The following is a 19,677-nucleotide window of genomic DNA, read 5'->3' as shown; positions in this document are numbered from 1 at the left end:
ATCCTCGACTCCCTCGCACGCTTCTGCCGACGGATCTCCGGCGCAGGACACTAGCAGAGGCGCGGCAGACATCGCTGGCCCATTTTCCGATGGCGCGCAGGGCTCTCACCAACCCTGCGCTCAACCCTTCGGACTACTTCGCCGCGTCGAGAGCGGCGCGCCACACCGGGCTGTCGACGTAGTGGTTGTCGTACTGCTCGGAGGAGTCCTTGATCTCCTGCGGGCTCGCCTCACCGCGCATCACCCGGCCGAGCAGCCGCAGGTAGTCGAAGCGCGGCATGCCGGGGGTGAACACGAACAGCACGTCGGCCTCGGCGCCGGGGGCCGCCGCGAAGGCGTGCGGGGTGTGCGGCGGCACGAGCAGAAGGTCGCCCTCGTTCAGTATCTTCACCTCGTCATCGACGAGCACCTGCAGGGAACCGCCGATGACGAAGAAGAGCTCCGAGGCCCGCGTGTGAAAATGGGCCGGAGCACCCACCGCCCCCTCCGTGAACTGCGAGCGGTAACTCGTCAGCGAGCTGCCGTCGGTGCCGCAGTCGGCGAGAAGGGTCATGACGCTGCTCGGGTCACTGGTGGTCTCAGCGGTGGCGGCGCGCGTCAGAACCGGCGTCAGTGCGTTGGCGTTCATGGTGGTACTCCCTGCTCCGGGCGGTTGCCGCGGGGTTGTTCCGTTGCTTGATGAGATAACTCTAGCCAACCAATAGACCTCGTGCGGGGTGCATTTCGGAGCAGGAAAGATGGGTCAATCGGAGGGCCTGGATCCGGCGTGAAGCGTCCGGCGACGCGGCATCGCAGTGCGTGCGATGAGTTCCGGGCCGTGGCAGCGTCTAACGTTGTGGCGGCTCGATACGCGCGTCGCCGGGCTGCGTGAGGACTGACGATGGCGACCTATGTGCTGATTCCCGGTGCGGGAACCGACTCCTGGTACTGGCACCGGGTGGCGCCGCTTCTGCGGGCCCGGGGGCACGACGTGGTGACGCCGGATCTGCCGTGCGCGGACGAGACGGCCGGGCTGGCGGAGTACACCGAGGTGGTGCTGGAAGCCATCGGTGACCGTAAGGACCTGGTGCTGGTGGCGCAGTCGATGGGCGGGTTCACCGCCCCGCTGGTCTGTGCGCGGGTTCCGGTGGAGCTGATGGTGCTGGTGGCGGCCATGGTTCCTGCGCCAGGGGAGTCGCCGGGGGACTGGTGGGCCAACACCGGGCAGCCCGGTGCCAGACGGGAGCTGGATGTGCGGGAGGGGCGTGACCCGGATGCCGAGTTCGATCCGCGGATCACTTTTCTGCACGATGTTCCCGAGGATGTGGCCGCCGCTCTGATGGTGCGGCCAGCGCCGCGTCGTCCAGGAACGGCTGGGCTTCACCCCGGACGAGATGGACGGCGGCCACCTCCCGGCGCTGGCCCACCCGCAGGAACTGGTCGAACATCTGGAGGCCTACCGGATCTGCAACCACGCCGAGTCCAGCCGGTGACGCCGGTGCGCAACGGCAGGATCGCAGCTTCGCGGGAAGCGGCGATCCTGCCCGGCCCTGATGCGGCGCGGTCACCTCAGGAGTTCCACAGGTTCAGATCTGCGTCGTGATCTCGCTCGCGGCACGTTCGCCGGAGGCCACCGCGGCGTTCAGGGTGGAGTTGTCGACGTCGGTGTGCTCGCCGGCGAAGTGGATCCGGCCCTCCTGGACGCCCTCGTAGCCGGCGAACGAGGTGTACTGGCCGACCTTGTAGTAGTGATAGGCGCTAGCGGGCGGTTCCCGCCGCGGCGTACGAGGCGCTGAAGGCGTTGTACACGTCGCCGTCCCAGTCGCTCTGCTGCTGGGCCCCGGTGTAGGTGCTGTTGTTGATCCGGGTGACGTAGTCACCGGTGTCCAGCGCGCCGCCGTTCGCGTACTCGCGCTTGAGGCCCAGGGTCGCGGCGAGCTTGAGGATCGCGGTGTCGGTCGAGCTGATGAAGACCCCGCCGTGCTCGCTGACCTGGCCGTTGTCGAAGAAGCCGCGCAGGGACCAGCGGCGGCCGCCGAGGTGGGTAATGTCCGCCTCGTACACGGTCGCGGCCACCGGCTTGCCACGGTTCCACAGCTGGTGCGCACAGCGGAGGCCGGCGAGGCCCGCGCCGACGCTCGGGCGGCGGGGTGGAGCCCGCCGCGGGTATCCGAGTCGAGGGGGAGTGAAGCGCTGGCACATCAGTGTTGCCAACAGCATTGCGCCAACGCGGCAATGCCAACGCTCAGCCATCCGTGGGGATCCGGGCGGACCCGCGTGGCGTTATGCCCCGCGAACGGCCTCGGCCTTCCGCTCGATCGCGGCGATCAGCGACTCGACCCTGGCTTCGAAGATCTGGTCATCCGTCACTTCGGCCAGCTGGGAGCTGAGTTGGGTGATGTTGGGGAACGCGGTGGCGTCGACCCGCCGGTACTCGCGGTTCCACGAGGACTCGTCACCGGCCCGTACGTCCGGGTCGAACAGCAGATAGGCGGCGCGCTGGCCGACGTGCGCCAGCAGGGAGTCGCCGACCATGCGGTAGTGCACGGCCGCGTCCTGGCCCGAGAGCCCGGCCTCCATGACGGCTCCGAGGATGAGTTCGACGATGCGGAACTCGTTCGTGCGCCGGGTGGTGCGGCTGGCCATGGCCGACGCGACCGCCGGGTATTTGAGGGCGACCCGCAGGGAGCCGGCGGCCAGGGCGCGCAGCCGTCCCTTCCAGTCGAGGCCGCCGGGGATGCCGTCGAGCACCTCTCCCAGCGTCCGGTCGGCGACGGACAGCAGCAACTCGTCCTTGTCGCGGAAGTGTCGGTAGATCGCGGTCGGGTCGGCGCTCAGCTCCTCGCCGAGGCGGCGGACCGTGAAGGCGTCGGCGCTGCCGCGAGCCGCGATGCGCAGGCTCGCTTCGATGATCGCGTCGGGTGACAACTGCGCGCCGGCGCGCTTCGTCCGGGCGGGGGTGGCGGCGTGTGGGTTCGGCATGGTGCGGCCAGTCTAACGACGCCCGCACCAATGCGCGCAACGCCGTTGACAACAGTGTTGCGCTGCCGTTCACTCCTCCTCAACACACACGCAGTGCGGGCCCGGCCCGCCGAGCCGGAGGGTACGTCGATGGGGAACACCAGGCAGCGGGCCGACACCGTCTTCGTGGGGGGCCGGGTCTTCACCGGGACCTCGTCGGCGCCGATCGATGCCGCTGTAGCGGTCGGGGGCGGACGGATCCTGGCGGTCTCCGACGAGACGTCGGTCCGCGCCCTGGCCGACGGGGACACCGAGGTCGTCGATCTCGCGGGTGGCCTGCTCGTCCCCGGTTTCCAGGACGCGCACATGCACCCGGCGGTGGCCGGGGTCCAGATGCTGCGCTGCGATCTGTCCGAGGAGCGTTCCGTCGAGGGATATCTGGCGGTGGTCGCCGAGTACGCGAAGGCGAACCCGGACACGGACTGGATATCCGGCGGTGGCTGGTCCATGGACGTCTTCCCCGGCGGCACTCCCACCCGCGAGATGCTGGACGCGATCGTCCCCGACCGGCCGGTACTGCTCAGCAACCGGGACGGCCACGGCGCCTGGGTCAACTCGCTCGCACTGCGGCTGGCCGGCGTCGGCCGTGACACCCCCGACCCGGTGGACGGCCGGATCGAGCGGGAGCCGGACGGCACTCCGGCCGGCACCCTTCAGGAGGGTGCCGTGGGCCTGGTCGGCGCGCACCTGCCCGTCGCGACACCGGACGAGGCGCTCGCCGGACTGCTGGTGGCGCAGGAGTATCTGTTCTCCCTCGGGGTGACCACCTGGCAGGACGCCATGATCGGCGTCTTCCCCGGAAACCCGGACAATTTCGACGTCTATGTGCGGGCGGCCGGCGAAGGGTCGCTCCAGGCGCGGGTGGTCGGCGCCCTGTGGTGGGACCGCGAGCGCGGGCTGGAGCAGCTTCCCGAGCTCGAGGAACGCAGGCGAACCGGCCAGGTCGGGCGGTTCAACGCGACCACCGTGAAGATCATGCAGGACGGCATCGCGGAGAACTTCACCGCGGGCCTGCTGGAGCCCTACCTCGACCACTGCGGCTGCGCCACGGACAACTCCGGTCTCAGTTTCGTCGATCCTCAGCTGCTGGACGACGCCGTGCGGGTGCTCGACGAAGCGGGCTTCCAGATCCACTTCCACGCGCTGGGGGACCGGGCCGTCCGTGAGGCGCTCGACGCGCTGGCCGGCGCCAAGGCGGCCAACGGCACCAACGACAACCGCCACCATCTGGCCCATCTGCAGCTGATCCACCCCGATGACCTGGGGCGTTTCGCCGAGCTGGGGGCCGCCGCGAACATCCAGGCACTGTGGGCGGCGCACGAGCCGCAGATGGACGAGCTGACGATCCCCTTCCTCGGATCCGAGCGGGCCGCCCTGCAGTACCCGTTCGGCGACCTGTTGCGGGCCGGCGCCCGGCTGGTCGCCGGCAGCGACTGGTCGGTGAGCAGCCCCAACCCGATGTGGGGTATCCATGTCGCGGTCAACCGGGCGGTGCCCGCCGAAGCCCCCAACGCTCCGCAGGCGCAAGACACCGCCGAAGACGTCCACAGCCCCGACAGTTCGACCGCGCAGGAGCCCGCCAAGCCGTTCTACCCGGAGCAGGCACTGACGCTCGCCCAGGCCCTGACCGCCTACACCGCGGGCAGCGCGTGGGTGAACCACCTCGACGACGTCACCGGGACGGTCGAGGTGGGCAAGTACGCCGACCTCGTGGTGCTGGACCGGGACCCCTTCGAGCGGCCCGCCCTGGAGATCGCCGAGACCCGGGTGCTGCGGACCTACATCGACGGGCGGCTCGTCTTCGCCGCGACCGACTGAGCTGTGCCGCCCGCACGCCGAAGCCGTTCCCGCTGTTCCCACGCGCACCCTCAGGCGCACCACTCACGGAGGAACACCATGCCAGCAGTCTGTCCGAGAACTGTCCTGCGACCTGACCGGCGACCCGTCCGCCGCACCCTGACCGCCGCTGTCGCCGCGGCCGCCGCACTCGCCCTCACCACCCTGAGTGCCTGCAGCGGCACGGCGCACCCGCCGGCCGGGACCGCCGACGCCGCGTACCGGCTGACGGCGAAGACCCCGGCCGCCGCGGGCCCGGTCAACTCGTTCACCTGGTCGCTCTTCGCCGAGCCGACCTCGATCGACTACGCCTACGCGTTCGACTACCCGCCGAACCAGATCCTCGCCAACGTCTGCGAGAGCCTGCTGCGCTGGAACCCGGACCTGACGACCTCACCCGGCCTGGCGACCTCCTACACCCACCCCACGCCGACCAGCTGGGTGTACCAGATCCGCTCCGGCGTGCGCTTCCACGACGGTACGACGCTCAGTGCCGACGACGTCGTCGCCTCGCTGCGCCGCAACCTGGACCCCGAGGTGGCCAGCAACTGGGCCTACCCGTTCCGCAATGTGAAGTCGATCGACCGGACCGGACCGTCGCAGGTCACCGTCAGCCTCAAGTCACCGGACTCGACGTTCAACAAGTACCTTGCCGCGAGTCCCGGCACGGTGGAGTCCGCGGCCACCCTCAAGAAGGACGGCAAGGACTACGGCAACCCGGCGAAGGGCGTGAACTGCACCGGACCCTTCTCGTTCGGGTCCTGGACCTCGGGCCAGTCGCTGGTGCTCAAGCGCTTCGACGGGTACTGGGACGCCAAGCTCAAGCCCAAGGCCGGCGAGGTCAAGTTCGTCTTCCTGTCCGACCCGACGACCCGCGTCAACGCCTTCCAGACCGGTGAGGTCGACGGTGGCTGGATGGTCCCGCCGCACGCCTACGCCCAGTTGAAGGCGAGCCAGGCGGGCACGCTGTACTTCGGCCGGAACACCACGGTCGCCTCCGAGATCGTCAACAACCTCAAGGGACCGCTGGGCGACGCCCGGGTACGGCAGGCCCTGCTGATGGCCATCGACCGCAAGGGCATCGTCAAGGCGGGCGCGGGCGGGGTCGCCGATGTCGCGGACTCACTGGTCAGTTCGAACACCTGGAGCGGTACACCCGACTCCACCGTCAAGGGACTGCTCAAGGCGCTGCCGAGCTATCCCTACGACCCGGTGAAGGCCAAGGCGCTGGCCGCCCAGGCCGGAGTCGCCGGGCAGAAGGTCGTGATCGCCAGCAGCCCGCTGGACTCCCAGACCACCATCATCACCCAGGCCGTCGCGCAGGCGGCCAAGGCCATCGGGCTGAACCCGCAGATCGACACCATCTCCGCCGACAAGTACACGGCGCTGTTCACCGACGCGGCCGCCCGCAAGGGCATCGATCTGTTCCTCACCTTCTGGTACACGTCCATCACCGACCCGCTGGACATGTACGGCTCGCTGCAGACCGGCGCGTTCAGCAACTACGGCAACTGGTCGAACCCGCAGTTCGACGCGGCCATCGACGAGGCAACCGTCGCCCAGGATCCGGCAGCGGTGGCCGCCGCGACCGGGAAGGCGCAGCAGACGGCCATGGAGCAACTGCCCTGGCTGCCGCTGTACACCGAGCCGGTGAGCGTCTTCCTCGGCAAGCGGATCACCGGGGTCCAGCCGTCCATCGCCTACCTGTACTACCCGTGGGCCGCCGAGATCGGAGCCCGCGGATGACAGCCGCCCTGGCGACCACCGCGGTGGACGGTGCCCGGCGGGCCGGGAGGTTCGGCGCCCTGGCGGTGTCGACGCTGCGCAGGCTCCTCACGATGGCGGTGACGCTGCTGGTCACCTCGTTCGTGGTGTTCTCCTCGCTGTACCTGGCACCGGGCGACCCGGTCAGCTTCCTGGTGCGCGGGCGCAGCCCGAGCCCACAGGAGATCGCCGCGATCCGGGAGCAGTACGGGTTCAACGACCCGTTCCCCGAGCGGTACTGGCACTGGTTGCAGGGCGTGCTGCAAGGGGACCTCGGCCGCTCGTACCTGTTCCACCAGAGCGTCGACCAGGTGCTGTGGTCCCGGCTGCCCGCTTCGATGCTCCTGGTGGGCACGGCGGCGCTGATGATCGCGGTCGTGGGGGTCGGCGCCGGGATCGTCGGGGCGCTGCGGCGCGGAACGCGCACCGACACGGCGGTGCTGCTGATGGTCACCGTGGGGGCGGCGGTGCCGTCCTTCGTCGCGGCGATCACGCTCCGCTCGGTGCTCGGCGTACGCCTGGGCTGGTTCCCGACGATCGGGAACGGCACCGGTCTGCTGGACCGGATGCACCATGTGGTGCTTCCCGCCATCGCCCTGTCGGTGACGTTCATGGCACTCGTGACGCGGGTGACGCGCTCGGCGATGCTGGACGAGCTGCGCCGTGAACACGTCGAGGTCGCGCTCAGCCGGGGGATGTCCAAGTCGTCCGTGGTGCGGCGCCATGTGCTGCGCAACGCGCTGGGGCCCATCGTCACTGTCTCCGGGCTGCTGGTCTCGGGAATGCTGGTGAGCACCGCGATCGTCGAGACCGCGTTCGGGATGTCCGGGGTGGGTTCGCTGCTGGTGCAGGCCGTGAACGAGATGGACTTCCAGGTGGTCCAGGCGATCGTGCTGCTGGTGGTCGCGGCGTTCGTCGTCGTCAACACCTTGGTGGACCTGGTGTATCCGCTGATCGACCCGCGCGTCGCGGCAGCAGCAGGGAGCGCACGATGAATGCCCCTTCCTCCACCATGGCCGACCGCCGGGCCGACCCACCCGCTCCGTCGCCGTCCCGGCTGCGACTCCCGCTGGTGTGGCTGCGGCGGGCCGGTGGCGGCTGGCTGATGCGCGGCTGTCTGCTGCTTCTGGCCCTCTTCGTCCTGATCGCTCTGTTCGCGCCCTGGATCGCCCCGCAGGACCCGACCTTCGGCGAGCTGGGCAACGGCTTCGCCGGGCCCGGCCCCGACCACTGGCTGGGCACCGATCTGGGCGGGCACGACACGTTCTCGGCCCTGATCGAGGGCACCCGCACCAGCCTCGCCGGTCCGCTCGCCGTGGTGCTGTTCTCCACCACTCTGGGGGTCGCCGTCGGTCTGTTCACCGCGTGGCGCGGCGGGTGGGTCGACACGGCGGTCGGCCGGGTGCTCGACATCCTGTTCGCCTTCCCCGCGCTGCTGCTGGCGATCCTCGCGGTGGCCCTGTTCGGCAAGGGTCTGACCGCACCGGTGCTCGCCATGGCCATCGCGTACATGCCCTACACGGCCCGTCTGGTGCGCGGTCTGACCGCGCAGGAGAAGACCCGGCCGTACATCGCCGCCTACCAGGTGCAGGGCCACTCGGCGGTGTTCATCGCCTTCCGCCGGCTGCTGCCCAACATCACCCCGACCGTGCTCGCCCAGTCGACGGTGAACTTCGGGTACGCCCTGCTCGACCTCGCGGCCCTGTCGTTCCTGGGCCTGGGCGTGCAGCCGCCGACACCCGACTGGGGCTCGATGATCAACCAGGGGCAGGCAGCCGTCCTCCAGGGACAACCGCTGTCCGCGATCGTTCCGGCCGTCGCGGTCGTCCTGGTCGTGGTCGCCTTCAACGTCGTCGGGGAGAACCTCGGCGACCGGCTCGCGGGGAGGGAGTCCTGATGCCGCTGCTCGAATTCAACGACCTGAGTGTGGCGCTGCCGGGCATGGCCCGTCCGATCCTGAACGGCGTCAGCCTGACCGTCGCCGCCGGCGAGGCCGTCGCGCTGGTCGGGGAGTCCGGCTCGGGGAAGTCGGTCACGGCCCGTGCCGCGCTGGGCCTGTTCCCGGCCGGGGCGGCGATCGGCGGTCACGTCCGCGTCGACGGGGCCGATCTGGTCGGAGCGGACGCCGGATGCCTGCACGAGGTGCGCACCGGCAAGGCGTCCATGATCTTTCAGGACCCCCGGGCGGGCATCAACCCGGTGCGACGCGTCGGGGACTTCCTCACCGAGTCACTGCGCCTGACCGGCGGCTGGTCCAGGGCACGGGCGGGCGCCCGCGCGCTGGAACTCCTGACCGCAGTCGGGCTGCCGGACCCCGTCCGGCACCTGCGGCAGTACCCGCACGAGCTCTCCGGCGGAATGCTGCAACGCGTCATGATCGCCGGGGCGCTCACGGCGGAGCCGCGGCTGCTGCTGTGCGACGAGCCCACCACGGCGCTCGATGTGACCACCCAGGCGGAGATCATGGCGATCCTCCGCCGACTGCAACGCGAGCGTGGCCTCGGCCTGCTGCTGATCACGCACGACATCGATCTCGCCGCAGCGACCTGCGACCGGATCTACGTGATGTACGCCGGGAGGATCGTCGAGACCGGGACCGCGACCGAACTGCTCACCGCGCCCCGGCACCCCTATACCGCCGGGCTGCTCGGTTCGACGCCGCCTCTGGACGGACCGCTCGGACGACTCACGCCGATCCGCGGCGTCCCCATGGGCCTGCTGGAAGCCGCACCGGGCTGCTCCTTCGCCGCCCGCTGCCCGCACGCCCGGCCGGGACTCTGCGACAGGACGGCGCCCGACCTGGCACGGCCTGCCCCCGTCCAGGTCCCGGCGTCCACGGCGCAGCGTGGCCCCGCGCTCGTCGCCTGCCATCTGGCCGATGAGATCGATGGCCGGCCGGCGATGGCGGCCGTCTGCGCCTCACCCAGCGAGGAGGACCGTTGAACACCGCACCCGCTCCCGCCCCTGTGCCCACCCCAGCCCCCGCATCGCCCGGAGGGCCGCTGCTCCAGGTCAGCGGTCTGCGCAAGACCTACTCCACCGGCGGCACCCAAGTGGTCGCCGTCGACGATCTGTCGTTCTCCCTGCATCCCGGCGGGGCCCTGGGCCTGGTCGGCGAGTCCGGCTCGGGCAAGACGACCACGGCGCGGATGCTCGTCGGTCTCGAACGCCCCGACCATGGACAGATCCTGGTCCAGGGCGCCCCGATCGCCGCGACGGTGCGCGGACGGGCGGCACGGCTCGCCCGCGCGAAGGCCGTGCAGATCGTCTTCCAGGACCCCTACCTGTCGCTGGACGGCCGGATCAGCATCGGGACGACCATCGACGGGGTGCTGCGGCTGCACGGCTGCGGTGACCGCGCGGCGAGGGCCGGCCGGGTCAGGGAGCTCCTGGCCCAGGTCGGCCTCGGCGACCGCGAGTCGGCGGCGCTGCCCCGTCAGCTGTCGGGCGGTCAGCGCCAACGCGCCGCCATCGCCCGTGCGTTGGCAGTCGAACCGGCTGTTCTGGTTCTCGACGAAGCGGTGTCGGCACTCGACGTCTCGGTGCAGGCCCAGGTGCTCAACCTACTGTCGGACATCCGCCGCGACACCGGCATCGGCCTGGTCTTCGTCAGCCACGACCTGGCGGTGGTGCGCTACGTCTGCGACGAGGCGCTGGTGATGTACCGGGGGAGGACCATGGAACACCAACCGGTCGCCGATCTTCTCACCGCGCCACGGCACCCCTACACCCGCCTGCTGCTGGCTTCCGTACCCCGCCCCGGCTGGGACCCCGACGCCATCGGCCGCCGGCGGCGCGCGCTCGACGTCCTCCCGGGCGATACGGGTTCCCCGACCGCCCCGACCGCCCCGACCGCCCCGACCGCTCCGATCGCGTAGGTCCGGCGCATAGGGGCCGCGGGGTCCGCGTCCTACGGACGGAACGTAGCGTTCGGCCGGCCGGATTGTTCACGGTGGAGCGGGCCCCGCCCCGGCCCCGCCCCTAGCCTCACCGAAACGGCACGGACGAGGGGCGGTACCGGTGAACTGGCTCATCCATGATTACCGCGAGAGCGATCTCGCGGCAGTGGTCCACCTGATCGACACCACGGCCGAGCTCGGGCAGGAGTCGGTCTTCTCCCTCGCCGAGTGCATCGGCGCGCTGACGTCCCGGCAGCCCGCGGTGGTCGCCGTTCACCAGGGCGTCCCGATCGGCGCGGCGCTGGCGTGCGTGGCCGGTGAGCGGGCCTGGGTGATGCGTATCGCGATCTCCTCGGTCTGGCGCGGGCGAGGACTGGCCAGTGCCCTGCTGGTGGAGCTGGAGCGGCGGCTCGTCGCGGCGCGGGTGGGCCGGATCGCCTATGTGCTGCCCGAGGAGGACCTGCTCGGCGAGGGTCTCCTGAACGCCGGCTACACCCGGCAGCCCGCGGTGGCCTACTTCGAGAAGGTCGAACCGTCGCACGGCCCCGCGGCGAGCCTGTTGGAGGACCTCGGCGGCCGGTTCCTGCCGGGTGACCTGTGGGGCAAGGTGGCCGGGATGGAAGCGGAGAAGGACCTGATCGAGCGGCGGGTCGTGCTGCCGCTGGCGGAGCCCGAGCGGGCGGCCCGGCACGGGGTCCGGCCGCCGCGTGCCATCGCCCTGTTCGGCCCGCCCGGCACCGGCAAGACGACGTTCGCACGGGGCATCGCGTCCAAACTCGGCTGGCCGTTCGTCGAGCTGCTGCCCTCCCGGCTGGCGGACGAGGGCAACCTCGCCGCCGCCCTCCGCAGCGCCTTCGCCCGGATCGCGGAGCTGGAGCGGGTGCTGGTCTTCATCGACGAGGTCGAGGAGGTCGCCCCGGTCCGCACCGAGCCGGTGCAGCCGGGCGGTATGCACGGGGTGACCAATGAACTCCTCAAGCTCATCCCGGGATTCCGGGAGGGCGACGAGCGGCTGCTGGTGTGCGCGACGAACTCCATCCGCTCCCTGGACCCGGCGTTCCTGCGTCCTGGCCGCTTCGACTACCTGATCCCGATCGGTACCCCGGACGCGGCCGCCCGCTCGGCGATCTGGTCCCGGTACACCGGCGGCCGCCCCGACGTGGAGGTGCCGGCTCTGGTGGTGGCCAGCGAGCTGTTCACCCCGGCGGACATCGAGCACGCGGCGCGCACCGCCGCCCAGGCGTCCTTCGAACGGGATCTGGAGTCGATCGGCGGCGGGGCGGGTATGCAGAGCCCGCCGGGGGCGAGTACCGGTGACTACCTGGCGGCGATCGCCCAGTGCCGGCCGACCGTCACCCCCGCGATGACCGAGGAGTTCAGCGCGGACATCACCGCCCACGCCCGCCTCTGAGCACGTCATGACCCAAGGGGCGCCTAAGGGTGAGGCGGGTGAGTCGTCGCTCTGCCGGGCTGCCGGCAGGTCCCGTACGAAACGGAGGCCCGGGCGACCGCTCAGCTGGATGTCGCCGATGGGCGTGAACCCCGTTCGCGCCAGCACTGCCCGGGAGCCGGCATTGTCGAGTGTGGTCCTGGCCCTCAGCGTGGTCAGGCCGTACTCCGTGGCAGCCAGTTCGCAGATCTGGTGAACAGCGGCGGTGGCCAGCCCGCGCCCGGCGGCCTCCTCGGCGATCCGGTACCCGAGTTCCGCCGAACCCCCTTCCACATCAACCAGGTTGACCCGGCCCAGCACCGCGCCGTTGTCGGCGACCAGCACGTGAAAGTAGAGCAGCCCTGCGGCCTGGTCGGTCAGCAGCTCATCGAGCCGGGCATCGAAGTGGGCGAAGAAGTCGTCGCCGCGGTCGGGAATCGACGCGGCGAAATAGGTCCGGTTCTTCTGCTCGAACTCCAGCAGCGCCGGGGCATGTCCGAGGTCGAGGAGTTGCATGACAGGCATGGCGCAAGGTTACGCACCGGTGCCGCGGAGCCCCGTTGGTTCGGCATGACTCACCCTGCTGTGATCGTCCGGGGTGGTGGCGCCGACGCCCCCGTAGGCCGGTCACGATCCCGGTGCGTCGAGACCGTCGTGGCCCGGGGTCATGCGCCCGGCGCGGTCGGTGAGGAGGCCGGTGACCAGGGCCAGCGGCGGCCAGTTGAGCCGGCCCTGCCGGGCGACGGCGTAGGAGTGCAACTCGACGCTGGGGGAGGTGAGGGGCAGGATCCGGATGGCGGGGTAGGTGGCATGGCCGATGGGCAGCAGGCCCACGCCCAGGCCCGCGGCGATCATGTCCTGCACGAGGTCGAGACTGTCGGCCTGGTGGGTGATCCGGGGGCTGAAGCCGGCCATGGAGGCGAGCGTGCGAATGACGTGCTCGTCCGCGGTGTTGCGGGAGTTGACGATCCAGTCGTGGTCGCGGAACCCGGCGAACACCTCCTGGGCCGTTCCGGTGGGGGCGGTCGAGGCGGTGGCGAGTGCGGGGACGCCGAGACCCCATGTCGCCGTCCACAGCGGTGTCGCCCTCAACGACGGGTCGACGGTCGCGGGAGCGAGGTTGTAGTCGTAGGTCAGCGCCAGGTCCGTCTGGTCGCCGGTCAGCAGCGCGAGAGCCTCGGCGGGCTCGTGCTCCCGGATCAGGATGTGCACCCGTGGATGGTTCGCCGCGAGATCGGTGATGACCGGCAGCAGGAAGCTGCGGATGGCGGTGGCGAATCCCGCGATCCTTATCGTGCCGTTGGGTTCCGCTTCCGGGCCCAGGTCGAGCCGCGCCGCTTCGACCGCGGCGAGGATGGTCACCGCGTGTTCGGCCAGCCGGCGCCCTGCCGGCGTCAGCCGCACCCTGCGCCCGTCGGGCTCCACCAGCACGGTGCCCGTCTCCCGGGACAGGGCTGCGATCTGTTGCGACACCGTCGAGGTCGTGGTGCCGAGAACGTCGGCGACGGCCCGCATCGACCCCAGCCGGGACAGTTCCGCCAACAGTTCCAGCCGCCGGGTCTCCATTCCGTCATTGTTCAGCATTCCTGAACGGACTGTCCATGATCGCCACGTGGACATCAACGATGTGTCGGCCCTCTACTGGAGCCATGACCTCCGCAGCCACCGCCGCTCCGACCGTTCCCGCGGCTCCCTCCGCCCTCGGCAGGCTGCCCGGCGGGGCCCGGGGTGGAGCGCTCATGGCCGTCGCGTCCATGTCCTGCGTCCAGCTCGGCCTGGGGTTGTCGGTCCCGCTGCTCGACCAGCTCGGTCCGCTGGGAACCGCGTGGCTGCGGCTCGCCTGGGCCGGAATCCTGCTCCTGGTGCTGGTCAGGCCCCGCCCGTCGGACTTCACGCGGAAGGACCTGCTGGCGTGCACCGTCCTGGGCGCGGCGACAGCCGGCCTGATGGTGCTCTTCATGTGCGCGGTCACCCGGATCCCGCTGGGCACCGCCAGCGCGCTCGAGTTCCTCGGGCCGCTCGGCCTGTCCCTGTACGGCGCCGCGGGCGGGCGCAGGATATGGGCCCTGCCGGCCGGGGTCGGGGTGGTGCTGCTCACCGAGCCCTGGCACGGCGGCACCGACCTCGTCGGGGTCGGGTTCGCGCTGGCCGCCGCGCTCTGCTGGGCCGTGTACATCGCGCTCACCCAGAAGGTGGGCGACCAGGTCACCGGGCTGAAGGGCCTGGCCCTGTCCATGCCGGTCGCCGCCATCGTCGCCACGTTCTTCGCCGCGCCGACCGAACTGGGCCACGTGACCTGGCCGCTGATCCTCACCGGTCTGGCGCTGGCCGCGCTGCATCCGGTGCTCCCGTTCAGCCTGGAGTTCCTCGCCCTGCGCCGGCTCACCACCACGGCCTTCGGCACCCTGATGAGCCTTGAGCCGGCCATCGCGCTCGCGGTGGGCCTCGTCGTCCTCGGGCAGATCCCCGGCCCGGCGTCCGCGGTCGGCGTCGGATTCGTCGTGGTCGCGGGAATCGGCGCCACCCGCACCGGCGCGCGCACCGCGGCACCGGCTGTCGTCGTCGACGACGGCTGAGTACGTAAGGCGCCCGGCACGCATGGCTGAGAGAGTCATTCGGAAAGACGCTGGGACATGTAACAGAGACGGAAGGCTATTCTGCGGCTCATTCGATCTCCCTAGGGTTGAGGACATCAAGCAGGCAGCCGGGCCGGGCACCAGCCGGACCCAACCCAGGGAGAGTTACCGTGCGCGCAGTCATCCAGAAGTCCTTCGGCGGTCCCGAGGTCCTCGAGGTCGTGGAGACCGAGCGGCCGAAGCCGCTGTCCGGTGAGGTCCTCGTCAAGGTCCACGCCAGTGCGGTCAACCCGGTGGACGTGGCCGTCAGGTCCGGCGCCTTCCCGCTGCTCGGTGAGCCGCCGTTCGGCGTGGGCTGGGACATCTCCGGAGTGGTGGAGGAGGCCGGCCCCGGCGCCAGGTTCGAAGTGGGCGACGAGGTGTACGGGATGCCGTTCTTCCCCCGTGCCGCCACCGGGTACGCCGAGTACGTGGCCGTCCCGTCCCGTCAGGTGGCCCGCAAGCCCGCCTCCATCGACCATGTGCACGCCGCCGCCATCCCCCTCGCGGCGCTCACCGCTTGGCAGGGTCTGGTGCAGGCCGCCGAGGTCACGAAGGGCGACCGGGTGCTGATCCAGCGGGCGGCCGGTGGCGTCGGCCACTTCGCGGTGCAGATCGCGAAGGCGCGCGGCGCCCATGTGATCGCCATCGCCAGTGCCGCCCGGCACGACTTCGTCCGCGGTCTCGGCGCCGACGAGGTCATCGACTACCGGACCACCGACTTCACCGAGGCCGTCAAGGACGTCAAAGTGGTCTTCGACTCCACGGCCCAGGGCGACCTCTCGCTCGGCGTGCTGCGCCCCGGCGGCGTGCTCATCAGCATCCTGGAGCACGGCAACCCGGAGCTCGCCGCACGTGTCCAGGCGGCCGGGCGGCGCTTCGCCGGCATCTCGGTCGAGCCGGACTACGCCGCGCTCGAAGCGATCGCCGAGCTCGTCGACGCCGGGCTGATCCGTCCGTACGTCGAGGAGACGTTTCCCCTGGCGGAGGTCGGCAAGGCACACGAGCTGGTTGCCTCGGGGCACGTACAGGGCAAGATTGTCCTGACGGTCTGACCACAGCGGGCCGCACCAGGAAGGGCGAGGCCGGATGGACATCCTCACCGAGGCGCTGGCCTCGATGCGCACCGGGCACCCGGCGTCCGTGCGGACCAACGGCCGCGCCCCCTGGGGCCTGCGGCTGCCGCCGGTCGCGGGCGCCGGGTTCCATGTGGTGCTGTACGGGACCTGCTGGCTGATCCCGCTCGACGAGGGGTCGTCGCGTCTCAAGCCGATCCCGCTGAGCCCCGGCGACGTGGTCTTCCTGCGGGACGGACGCGGCCACATCCTCGCCGACCATCCCTCGACGCCGGCCGAGGAGCCCAACGACGAGCAGTTCGAGGGCGGTTCACCGATCGGCTCGGTCACCCTCGGCGGCGACGGCCCCGAGACCAGCCTGCTGTGCGGCAACTACCACCTGGACCAGGGCCGCCCGCACCCCCTGGTACGGCAGCTGCCCGAGGTGATCCATCTGGCGACGCGGCACGGCCGCCACCCTGAGCTGAGCGCAGCCGTCCAGCTGCTCGGCAACGAGCTGGAGAACCCGCGCATCGGCTCGGACGGCATCGTGCCCACCCTGATCGACTCGCTGCTCCTGTACATCCTGCGGGCCTGGCTCGACGATCAGCCACCGGCTGCCGCCCAGGGCTGGGCGGCGGCCCTGGGCGACTCGGCGGTGGCGCCCGCCCTGTCCGCGATGCACGACGACCCCTCGGCCCAGTGGACGGTCGAGTCGCTGGCCGAACGGGCGGGCCTGTCCCGTGCCGCCTTCGCCCGGCGGTTCGCCGCGCTGGTCGGCGAACCGCCGATGGCGTATCTGACCCGCTGGCGCATGACGACCGCGGCCCGTCTGCTGCGGGAGTCCGACGCTCCGCTCACGACGGTCGCCGCCCGCACCGGCTACGGCTCGGAGTTCGCCTTCGCCAAGGCCTTCAAGCGGGAGTACGGCCTGGCCCCGGGCGGCTACCGCCGCCAGGTCAGGGCGGCCTGACGGCGGTAGCCCCGTTCTCTGCTCTCCGCTCCTCAGTCCTCCGCGCTCGCCAACAGGACCTTCAGCAGCTCATCGGGAGCGTCCCGCATCACGTTGTGGCCGGAGGCCAGGGCGTGCGTGCGCCAGGTGGGGTCGTCGAGAAGTCGCTCGTAGAGCCCGGTGAACGGGGATTGCCCGTCCCAGCCGGTGGCGTAGACGTAGTCCCTGCTCCGGAACCGGTCGAGTCCGCCCGCCAGGCGGACCGACTGGAGCAGGGAGGCCAGCGGGTGCGGAGTGGCTCGGGGGTCGAAGAACGGGAGTGGCGCACTGGTGAAGCCGGTCTCGTGCGCGCCGCTGAGATACCACTCGCGCTCCTGGTCGGTGACCAGGGACCAGCACGAGTCGCCGTCCTCGGGGACCATGGCGTCGACGTAGACCAGACCGGCCACCCGCTCGGGGACGCGGTCGGCGGCGCCGGTGATCACCATGCCGCCGTAGCTGTGCCCGACGAGGACGGCGTCGGTGATCTGCTGGTCCGTCAGAAGGTTGACGACGTCGTCGATATGGGTGTCGAGATTGACCGAGTGGGTGAGCAGGTGCTTGCGGTCGCCCACCCCGGTCAGGGTCAGGGGGAAGGCCTGGTGCCCGTGTGCGCGCAGCTGACGGGCGAGCGGTTCGAAGGTCCATGCGCCGTGCCAGGCGCCGGGTATGAGGACGAACGTGGTCATCGGGCGAGTCCTTATGCGGGTCGGTCGTTGACGATGCGGGTCAGTCGGTGACGGTGAGGACGATCTTGCCAGTGGTGCGGCGGCTGTCGGCGAGTTCATGGGCCTTGGCGGCCCGTTCGAGCGGGAGCACCGTGTCGATCTCGGGGCGCAGCAGGCCCGTCTCGGCGAGGGCGGCGATCTCCCGCATGCCCGCCTGGTCGGGTTCGACGACCATAAAGGCGGCGCGCAGCCCGAGGGGTCGGGCCTGGTCCGCCAGGTACGCCTCGGCCGGGGAGGCGAGGGCGACCAGGGTGCCGCCGGCGCGCAGGGTGCGCAGGGAGCGCGGCCCGTACTCGCCCCCGATCGTGTCGATCACGACGTCGACCGGTTCGAGGGCGGTCTCGAAGTCGGCCTGGGTGTAGTCGACCAGTTCGTCCGCGCCGAGACCGCGCAGGAAGTCGTGTTTGGCCGAGCGGGCGGTGCCGATGACGTGGGCGCCGCGGGCCTTGGCGATCTGGACGGCGAGGTGGCCGACGCCGCCCGCCGCGGCGTGGATCAGCACGCGCTGTCCGGGGCGCACGTCGGCGACGTCCACCAGGGCCTGCCAGGCGGTGAGCGCGGCCAGCGGCAGCGCGGCGGCCTGCACATGGGTCAGTCCGGCGGGCTTGCGGACCAGGTGCCGGGCCGGGGAGGTCACGTACTCGGCGTAGGTGCCCGCCGGCAGGGGGTGGCGCGGCATCCCGAACACCGCGTCGCCGGGGGCGAGTGTGGTCACCCCGAACCCGACCGCCTCGACGACGCCGGAGACGTCCCAGCCGAGCCGGATCACGGTACCGGCCAGGCCGCCGGTGGCCCGGTGCCAGGAGTCGGTCGGATTGACCCCGGCCGCGTGCACCCGCACGAGCACCTCGGCCGGCCCGGGCTCCGGGCGCTCCACCTCGATGACCTTCAGCACCTCGGGTCCGCCGAACTCGTCCTGGCCGATCGCACGCATCGTCATTCCCCTGATCCCCTGTTCCGCCGGGCCCCTGTGGCCCGTTGAGATCAAGGTTTTCGCATTCCGCCATGAAGAACGAGTGGCAAGATTGCCAGCATCTGAAAGAATCTTGCCATGCATCGTGTCGTGGTCCTGGCCCTCGAAGGCGTCTATCCCTTCGAACTGAGCATCCCGATGAGAATCTTCGGCACCGCCGCCGGGCGCGACGGCGAAGCGCTGTATGAGGTCATCACCTGCAGTCTGGACGGGGAACCCGTCAGCACCAGCGCCGACTTCACCATCACCGTGGCCCATGGGAGCGAGGCGCTCCGGAGCGCCGACACGCTGGTCATCCCGCCCTTCGCCTGCGGCCCCGACGAGGAACGGGACTGGCTGCCCGACGAGTTGGCCCAGGCGCTCGCCCTCCTGCCGCCCGGAGCCCGCATCGTTTCGATCTGCACCGCCTCCTATGTGCTGGCCGCGGCCGGTCTGCTCGACGGCCGCTCCGCGACCACCCACTGGAACGAGGCCGACCACTTCCAGCGCACGTTCCCGAAGATCCAGGTCGACGCGAACGTGCTGTTCGTCGACGACGGACAGGTCCTCACGGCGGCCGGTGTGGCCGCCGGGATCGACCTCTGCCTGCACCTGGTGCGCCGCGACCACGGCAGTGACATCGCCAACCAGGTGGCCCGGCTGTGCGTCGTACCCCCCTGGCGGGAGGGCGGCCAGGCTCAGTACATCGAGCGCCCGATGCCGCAGCCCTCGGCCGCCACCACCGCCGCGACCCGCGACTGGGCCCTGCAGCAGCTGCAGCGGCCCATCTCCCTTGCCGAACTGGCGGAGCACGCCCGCATGAGCGTCCGGACGTTCTGCCGGCGCTTCCACGACGAGGTCGGCATGCCCCCCGGCCAGTGGCTCGCCCAACAGCGCGTCGGCCACGCCCGACGCCTGCTGGAAACCACCGACCTGCCGGTCGACCAGGTCGCCGCCCACGCGGGCTTCGGCACCGCCGTCTCCCTCCGCCAACACCTCGCCACCACGATCGGCGTCTCCCCGACGGCCTACCGCCAGGCCTTCCGCGCCCGTTGAGGCGCGTAGGCGACGTCTTGTGCGAAGTGTCGGGCGCGGTTCGCCCGGTCGCCGGAACACTCCCGAAGGAAGCCTTGTGACCGGAGTGCGTCGAGCACGTCGTCCATGGCGATGTCACGGTGATGGAGAGCCGCGAGGCAGTGCGCGTAGGCGTCCCGGCGATGCTGCCTGCGCCACTGATCGAACTGCGAGCGTGCCGCAGAGCGTCCGTTCACCATCGCGGCGCCGAGGGTGGAGAGCGATCCTACGGCGGCGCCGAGCAGCGCGGCGATTCCAGCATCCATGGCCCCATTTCGTATGAACGGACGACCGGCCGGACCAGCCCCATCGGCCGCGCCCGGCCGGTCGCCGC

The 19,677-nt window shown here is 71.0% G+C and carries 19 protein-coding genes and 2 pseudogenes; 12 read left to right on the top strand and 9 right to left on the bottom strand.

Annotation, left to right across the window (positions count from 1 at the left end; all coding sequences use genetic code 11):
• Positions 1-133: 133 nt before the first annotated feature.
• Entirely contained in the window at positions 134-628 is a 495-nt protein-coding gene (locus C6N31_RS33515; RefSeq protein WP_138355363.1) for a cupin domain-containing protein, read from the bottom strand.
• 252 nt (positions 629-880) lie between these two features.
• On the opposite strand from C6N31_RS33515, the gene C6N31_RS33510 reads away from it, so the two are divergent.
• Positions 881-1,582 carry an alpha/beta fold hydrolase gene (locus tag C6N31_RS33510; RefSeq protein WP_232485970.1) on the top strand — a complete coding sequence of 234 codons (702 nt, stop codon included), beginning with the start codon at positions 881-883 and terminating at the stop codon, positions 1,580-1,582.
• Here C6N31_RS33510 and C6N31_RS46230 read toward each other — a convergent pair.
• The 3 genes and pseudogenes from C6N31_RS46230 to C6N31_RS33500 all read right to left on the bottom strand — a co-directional run bounded on the left by C6N31_RS46230 (position 1,566) and on the right by C6N31_RS33500 (position 2,961).
• Entirely contained in the window at positions 1,566-1,859 is a 294-nt protein-coding gene (locus tag C6N31_RS46230) for an FAD-dependent oxidoreductase (RefSeq protein ID WP_368860189.1), read from the bottom strand. The genes C6N31_RS33510 and C6N31_RS46230 overlap by 17 nt on opposite strands.
• Positions 1,860-1,893: 34 nt before the next feature.
• Positions 1,894-2,181, bottom strand: a pseudogene (locus C6N31_RS46225) (FAD-dependent oxidoreductase); the annotation flags it as partial.
• Between the two features lie 81 nt (positions 2,182-2,262).
• Positions 2,263-2,961: a TetR/AcrR family transcriptional regulator gene (locus C6N31_RS33500; RefSeq protein ID WP_138355364.1), complete on the bottom strand. Its 699-nt coding sequence runs from the start codon at positions 2,959-2,961 to the stop codon at positions 2,263-2,265.
• Between the two features lie 129 nt (positions 2,962-3,090).
• On the opposite strand from C6N31_RS33500, the gene C6N31_RS33495 reads away from it, so the two are divergent.
• The 7 genes from C6N31_RS33495 (at position 3,091) to C6N31_RS33465 (ending at position 11,910) form a co-directional block, all read left to right on the top strand.
• Positions 3,091-4,818 carry an amidohydrolase gene (locus tag C6N31_RS33495; RefSeq protein WP_198358907.1) on the top strand — a complete coding sequence of 576 codons (1,728 nt, stop codon included), beginning with the start codon at positions 3,091-3,093 and terminating at the stop codon, positions 4,816-4,818.
• A gap of 78 nt (positions 4,819-4,896) precedes the next feature.
• Complete coding sequence (locus tag C6N31_RS33490) at positions 4,897-6,582, top strand: ABC transporter substrate-binding protein (RefSeq protein ID WP_198358905.1); 1,686 nt, start codon at positions 4,897-4,899, stop codon at positions 6,580-6,582.
• Positions 6,579-7,595 (top strand): ABC transporter permease, encoded by a 1,017-nt coding sequence (locus C6N31_RS33485; RefSeq protein WP_198358903.1) that lies wholly within the window; start codon positions 6,579-6,581, stop codon positions 7,593-7,595. Before C6N31_RS33490 ends, C6N31_RS33485 begins: the two co-directional genes overlap by 4 nt.
• Positions 7,592-8,497: an ABC transporter permease gene (locus tag C6N31_RS33480; RefSeq protein WP_232485969.1), complete on the top strand. Its 906-nt coding sequence runs from the start codon at positions 7,592-7,594 to the stop codon at positions 8,495-8,497. The genes C6N31_RS33485 and C6N31_RS33480 overlap by 4 nt, the downstream gene beginning before the upstream one ends.
• Positions 8,497-9,543, top strand: a complete 1,047-nt coding sequence (locus C6N31_RS33475; protein WP_198358902.1) for an ABC transporter ATP-binding protein — start codon at positions 8,497-8,499, stop codon at positions 9,541-9,543. Before C6N31_RS33480 ends, C6N31_RS33475 begins: the two co-directional genes overlap by 1 nt.
• Positions 9,540-10,478 (top strand): ATP-binding cassette domain-containing protein, encoded by a 939-nt coding sequence (locus tag C6N31_RS33470; protein ID WP_232485968.1) that lies wholly within the window; start codon positions 9,540-9,542, stop codon positions 10,476-10,478. The genes C6N31_RS33475 and C6N31_RS33470 overlap by 4 nt, the downstream gene beginning before the upstream one ends.
• Before the next feature lie 142 nt (positions 10,479-10,620).
• Positions 10,621-11,910: an ATP-binding protein gene (locus tag C6N31_RS33465; RefSeq protein ID WP_138355369.1), complete on the top strand. Its 1,290-nt coding sequence runs from the start codon at positions 10,621-10,623 to the stop codon at positions 11,908-11,910.
• Positions 11,911-11,967: 57 nt separating this feature from the next.
• On the opposite strand, the pseudogene C6N31_RS33460 reads toward C6N31_RS33465, so the two are convergent.
• Together C6N31_RS33460 and C6N31_RS33455 are read right to left on the bottom strand one after the other, a co-directional pair.
• Positions 11,968-12,453, bottom strand: a pseudogene (locus C6N31_RS33460) (GNAT family N-acetyltransferase); the annotation flags it as partial.
• A gap of 102 nt (positions 12,454-12,555) precedes the next feature.
• Positions 12,556-13,512 (bottom strand): LysR family transcriptional regulator, encoded by a 957-nt coding sequence (locus tag C6N31_RS33455; protein WP_232485967.1) that lies wholly within the window; start codon positions 13,510-13,512, stop codon positions 12,556-12,558.
• A 65-nt stretch (positions 13,513-13,577) separates the two neighbouring features.
• Here C6N31_RS33455 and C6N31_RS33450 point away from each other — a divergent pair, with 65 nt between their 5' ends.
• The 3 genes from C6N31_RS33450 to C6N31_RS33440 all read left to right on the top strand — a co-directional run bounded on the left by C6N31_RS33450 (position 13,578) and on the right by C6N31_RS33440 (position 16,571).
• Positions 13,578-14,504 (top strand): EamA family transporter, encoded by a 927-nt coding sequence (locus C6N31_RS33450; protein WP_232485966.1) that lies wholly within the window; start codon positions 13,578-13,580, stop codon positions 14,502-14,504.
• Between the two features lie 170 nt (positions 14,505-14,674).
• Positions 14,675-15,598 (top strand): NADP-dependent oxidoreductase, encoded by a 924-nt coding sequence (locus C6N31_RS33445; RefSeq protein WP_138355371.1) that lies wholly within the window; start codon positions 14,675-14,677, stop codon positions 15,596-15,598.
• Positions 15,599-15,632: 34 nt separating this feature from the next.
• Positions 15,633-16,571 carry an AraC family transcriptional regulator gene (locus tag C6N31_RS33440; protein WP_138355372.1) on the top strand — a complete coding sequence of 313 codons (939 nt, stop codon included), beginning with the start codon at positions 15,633-15,635 and terminating at the stop codon, positions 16,569-16,571.
• 32 nt (positions 16,572-16,603) lie between these two features.
• On the opposite strand, the gene C6N31_RS33435 is transcribed toward C6N31_RS33440, so the two are convergent.
• Positions 16,604-17,278, bottom strand: a complete 675-nt coding sequence (locus C6N31_RS33435) for an alpha/beta fold hydrolase (RefSeq protein WP_164294103.1) — start codon at positions 17,276-17,278, stop codon at positions 16,604-16,606.
• Positions 17,279-17,318: 40 nt separating this feature from the next.
• Complete coding sequence (locus C6N31_RS33430) at positions 17,319-18,251, bottom strand: NADP-dependent oxidoreductase (protein ID WP_138355441.1); 933 nt, start codon at positions 18,249-18,251, stop codon at positions 17,319-17,321.
• A 117-nt stretch (positions 18,252-18,368) separates the two neighbouring features.
• On the opposite strand from C6N31_RS33430, the gene C6N31_RS33425 reads away from it, so the two are divergent.
• Positions 18,369-19,325 carry a GlxA family transcriptional regulator gene (locus tag C6N31_RS33425; RefSeq protein WP_138355374.1) on the top strand — a complete coding sequence of 319 codons (957 nt, stop codon included), beginning with the start codon at positions 18,369-18,371 and terminating at the stop codon, positions 19,323-19,325.
• Here the strand turns inward: C6N31_RS33425 and C6N31_RS33420 are convergent.
• Entirely contained in the window at positions 19,298-19,609 is a 312-nt protein-coding gene (locus C6N31_RS33420) for a hypothetical protein (RefSeq protein ID WP_232485964.1), read from the bottom strand. The two genes, C6N31_RS33425 and C6N31_RS33420, sit on opposite strands and share 28 nt — an antisense overlap.
• Positions 19,610-19,677 lie beyond the last annotated feature (68 nt).

It is taken from the genome of Streptomyces fildesensis (genome assembly GCF_016107395.1).
GTDB classification, from domain to species: domain Bacteria; phylum Actinomycetota; class Actinomycetes; order Streptomycetales; family Streptomycetaceae; genus Actinacidiphila; species Actinacidiphila fildesensis.
Note: the sequence above shows the minus strand (reverse complement) of the source record. Positions and strands in the feature narration are given on the sequence as shown.

What these genes read in the sequence shown, in the direction of transcription:
- C6N31_RS33515 (WP_138355363.1), bottom strand. Translation starts at nt 628, where the DNA reads ATGAACGCCAACGCACTGACGCCGGTTCTGACGCGCGCCGCCACCGCT.
- C6N31_RS33510 (WP_232485970.1), top strand. Translation starts at nt 881, where the DNA reads ATGGCGACCTATGTGCTGATTCCCGGTGCGGGAACCGACTCCTGGTAC.
- C6N31_RS33500 (WP_138355364.1), bottom strand. Translation starts at nt 2,961, where the DNA reads ATGCCGAACCCACACGCCGCCACCCCCGCCCGGACGAAGCGCGCCGGC.
- C6N31_RS33495 (WP_198358907.1), top strand. Translation starts at nt 3,091, where the DNA reads ATGGGGAACACCAGGCAGCGGGCCGACACCGTCTTCGTGGGGGGCCGG.
- C6N31_RS33490 (WP_198358905.1), top strand. Translation starts at nt 4,897, where the DNA reads ATGCCAGCAGTCTGTCCGAGAACTGTCCTGCGACCTGACCGGCGACCC.
- C6N31_RS33485 (WP_198358903.1), top strand. Translation starts at nt 6,579, where the DNA reads ATGACAGCCGCCCTGGCGACCACCGCGGTGGACGGTGCCCGGCGGGCC.
- C6N31_RS33480 (WP_232485969.1), top strand. Translation starts at nt 7,592, where the DNA reads ATGAATGCCCCTTCCTCCACCATGGCCGACCGCCGGGCCGACCCACCC.
- C6N31_RS33475 (WP_198358902.1), top strand. Translation starts at nt 8,497, where the DNA reads ATGCCGCTGCTCGAATTCAACGACCTGAGTGTGGCGCTGCCGGGCATG.
- C6N31_RS33455 (WP_232485967.1), bottom strand. Translation starts at nt 13,512, where the DNA reads ATGCTGAACAATGACGGAATGGAGACCCGGCGGCTGGAACTGTTGGCG.
- C6N31_RS33450 (WP_232485966.1), top strand. Translation starts at nt 13,578, where the DNA reads ATGACCTCCGCAGCCACCGCCGCTCCGACCGTTCCCGCGGCTCCCTCC.
- C6N31_RS33440 (WP_138355372.1), top strand. Translation starts at nt 15,633, where the DNA reads ATGGACATCCTCACCGAGGCGCTGGCCTCGATGCGCACCGGGCACCCG.
- C6N31_RS33435 (WP_164294103.1), bottom strand. Translation starts at nt 17,278, where the DNA reads ATGACCACGTTCGTCCTCATACCCGGCGCCTGGCACGGCGCATGGACC.
- C6N31_RS33430 (WP_138355441.1), bottom strand. Translation starts at nt 18,251, where the DNA reads ATGCGTGCGATCGGCCAGGACGAGTTCGGCGGACCCGAGGTGCTGAAG.
- C6N31_RS33425 (WP_138355374.1), top strand. Translation starts at nt 18,369, where the DNA reads ATGCATCGTGTCGTGGTCCTGGCCCTCGAAGGCGTCTATCCCTTCGAA.
- C6N31_RS33420 (WP_232485964.1), bottom strand. Translation starts at nt 19,609, where the DNA reads ATGGATGCTGGAATCGCCGCGCTGCTCGGCGCCGCCGTAGGATCGCTC.